Origin of the sequence: Pseudonocardia sp., from assembly GCF_025965585.1 — a bacterium.
Taxonomy (GTDB): domain Bacteria; phylum Actinomycetota; class Actinomycetes; order Mycobacteriales; family Pseudonocardiaceae; genus Pseudonocardia.
This window is the reverse complement of sequence record NZ_JAOPWR010000300.1, coordinates 1-3,232: the sequence shown is the minus strand read 5'-3', so window position 1 is coordinate 3,232 and position 3,232 is coordinate 1. Positions and strand designations below refer to the sequence as shown.

Below are 3,232 nucleotides of genomic sequence, written 5' to 3'. Positions count from 1 at the left end.
AGGTGTCGGCCATGCTGCCCCAGCTGGAGGAAGCCCTCGCCCAGACGCCGAGCGTCGAGTTCGTCGCCGTCGTCAACAACCTCGGTACCCTTTCCGACGCCGGGTTCCCGGATGGACGGCTCGTTTCCTGGGACGAGCTGCTGTCCGGGGACCCCGACCCGGTGATCGAACCGACGGCGGCCAACGACGTGCTGCTTCTGGCCTACACCTCGGGCACCACGGGCAAACCCAAGGGCGCCGTGCACACCCACGCCGGATTCGTCGCCAAGGTGGCCAGCGAGGTCGCCTACGGCTTCGACATCACCCCGGGGCGGACGTTCTGCTGGATCACCGACATGGGCTGGATCATGGGCCCGCTCTCGATCGTCGGCACGCACGCAGCAGGGGCGGCCCTGGTCCTGTTCGAGGGCTCGCCGGACACCCCGGATCTCGACCGTCTCTGGCGGCTCGCCGAGCGACACCGGGTGACGATGCTGGGCGTCTCGCCGACGCTCGTCCGCACCATCCGGACCACCGCCGGCGCCGCCGTCACAGGCGTCGACCTGTCGTCGGTGCACGTGATCGGGTCGACCGGCGAACCGTGGGACGCCGACTCCTACGACTGGCTGGCCGGGGAGGTCTTCGGCGGCCGCGTCCCGATCATCAACTTCTCGGGCGGCACCGAGGTGGGGGGATCGTTCCTCGCGCCCTACCCCGTCGAGCCGATCCGCAGCTGCTCGCTCGGCGGGCCGTCGCTCGGGATGGACGTCGACGTGGTCGACGCCGAGGCGCGGTCGGTGCGTGGACAGGTCGGCGAGCTGGTCTGCCGACAGCCGTGGCCCGCGATGACCCGGGGCATCTGGGGTGATCGCGAGCGCTACATCGACGCCTACTGGTCGACCTTTCCCGGCCTGTGGCGCCACGGTGACCACGCTCTCGTCGACACCGACGGGCAGTGGTTCGTGCTGGGACGCTCCGACGACGTCATGAACGTGGCGGGCAAGCGCCTCGCGCCCGCCGAGGTCGAGGCGGTCATGTTGACGCATCCGGCGGTGGCGGAGGCCGCTGCCGTCGGTGTGCCGGACCCGAAGAAGGGCGAGACGGTGTGGGCGTTCTGGGTGCCGCGCGCGGACGGGGACGACTCCGGTGACGACGTCTCGGCGGCGCTGCGGTCGATGGTCGCTGCGGAGCTCGGCAAGCCGTTCGCCCCGGCCGTGGTGCATCGCGTCGCGCAGCTGCCGAAGACCCGTTCGGCGAAGATCATGCGGCGCGCGGTGCGGGCCGCCGCGCTGGGAGAGGACCCCGGGGACCTCTCCGGAGCCGAGAACCCCGAGGCGGTCGACGACATCCGCACCGTCGTCGCGGGCGCATGACCGCCGGATTTGTACCTTCATCGACAAGGAGCAGCTCATGCGATGGGAACTCTCGGAGGAGCAGGCCGACTTCCGGTCCGTCCTGCGCGGCTGGCTCGAGGGACACTGCCCATCGTCGTCTCTGCGCGGCTGGTTCGACGCCGATGACCCCGGCCCTTTCGAGCAGCAGTTCGTCACGGAGGGCTGGTCGGCGGTGGGGTCGCCGGAGGAGCTCGGCGGCCAGGGCGGGGGGCTCGTCGAGCTTGCGCTGGCGGCTGAGGAGCTCGGTCGCGTCGCGGCACCGTCGTCGGCGTGGATGGGGTCCGTGCTCGCGGTTCCCGGCCTGACCGATGCTCCGGACTTCGCGAAGGCCCTGCTCGCCGACGGGGTCACGACCGTGCCGGCCGTGCCGTCCGGTGCGGTTCCCGGTGTCCGGCCGACGGTGTCCGAGAACGGGTCCGGGCTCAGCGGGACCGTCCGGTCCGTGCTCGGCGGGGACCGTGCCCGTCGCCTGCTCGTCCCGGTCCGAGGTCCACGCGGCACGGTGTTGGCGCTGGTCGACGTCGAGTCAGACGGTGTCGAGATGCACCCGCGGGCTCTGACCGACCGCACCCGCACCGTCGCCGACGTCGTGTTCACCGGTGTCGAAGGCACGCCCGTCGTCGCGGACGTCGACGCCGTCCTCGGTCAGATGGCGCTGCGGGCCGCCGTCCTGGCGTCGGCGGACGCGCTGGGTGTCACCGAGCGGATGCTGGAGATGGCGGTGGAGTACGCGAAGCAGCGTCACCAGTTCGGTGTGCCGATCGGGTCGTTCCAGGCCGTGAAGCACGCCGCGGCGCAGATGCTGGTGCAGGTGGAGTCGGCGCGTTCGATCGTCTACCTCGCCGCGGCGTCGGTGGAGTCCGGGCACCCGGATGCGCATCTGCACGCGGCGGCCGCGAAGGCGCAGGTCACGGCGGGTGCTGCGGACGCTGCGGACGCGGCGCTGACCATCCACGGCGCCATCGGCTACACGTGGGAGCACGACCTGCAGCTGTACTACAAGCGGGCCAAGCTCGACCGGGTGCTGTTCGGGGCGCCGAGCGCCTGGAACGAGCGCATCGCGGTCGTGCTCGACCTCGTTCCGGCGGGAGCGCCCTCACTGTAGTTTTGGTCAGTCCTTTGTTATGGTCGATCAGTAAGTACGACGGTGTGGGTGCCAGGAGGTGTGGAGTGGACTTCGATCTCACGGACGATCAAGCGACGATTCGCAAGGCGGTCGCGGAGATCGCGGGGAAGTTCGACGACCGGTACTGGATGGAGAAGGACCGGGCGCACGAGTTCCCCACCGAGTTCTACGACACCCTCGCGTCGGGCGGCTGGCTCGGCGTGACCACTCCTGAGGAGTACGGCGGCCACGGGCTCGGCATCACCGAGGCGTCGATCATCCTCGAGGAGGTGTCGCGCTCGGGTGGCGGGATGAACGCGGCCAGCTCGATCCACCTGTCGATCTTCGGCATGCATCCGGTGATCCTGCACGGCTCCGCGGAGCTCAAGCAGCGCACGCTCCCGCGGATCGTCGACGGCAGCCTGCACGTCTGCTTCGGCGTCACGGAGCCCGGCGCGGGCCTGGACACCACGAAGATCACCACGTTCGCGAAGCGCGTCGGTGACGAGTACATCGTCAACGGCCGCAAGGTGTGGATCTCCAAGGCCCGGGAGTCGGAGAAGGTCCTGCTGCTGACCCGGACCACGAAGTTCGAGGACAGTGCGCGCAAGACCGACGGCATGACGCTGTTCCTCACCGACCTCGACCGGGCGCACGTCGACATCCGGCCGATCGCGAAGATGGGGCGCAACGCCGTCTCGTCCAACGAGCTGTTCATCGACGACCTGCGCGTGCCGGTCGAGGACCGGGTCGG

General features: G+C 70.2%; 3 protein-coding genes. All 3 read left to right on the top strand.

The genetic code is table 11. The annotated features are described in order from the left end of the window. A partial coding sequence (locus tag JWR81_RS18490; RefSeq protein WP_297654019.1) for an AMP-binding protein occupies positions 1–1,352 on the top strand: 1,352 nt, incomplete at its 5' end. Positions 1,353–1,389: 37 nt separating this feature from the next. Further along, positions 1,390–2,478, top strand: a complete 1,089-nt coding sequence (locus JWR81_RS18485) for an acyl-CoA dehydrogenase family protein (protein WP_297654017.1) — start codon at positions 1,390–1,392, stop codon at positions 2,476–2,478. A 65-nt stretch (positions 2,479–2,543) separates the two neighbouring features. Next, the coding region (locus tag JWR81_RS18480) for an acyl-CoA dehydrogenase family protein (RefSeq protein WP_297654015.1) at positions 2,544–3,232 on the top strand (689 nt) is incomplete at its 3' end.

Coding starts and splice junctions, on each gene's coding strand:
- JWR81_RS18485 (WP_297654017.1), top strand. CDS start 1,390: ATGCGATGGGAACTCTCGGAGGAGCAGGCCGACTTCCGGTCCGTCCTG.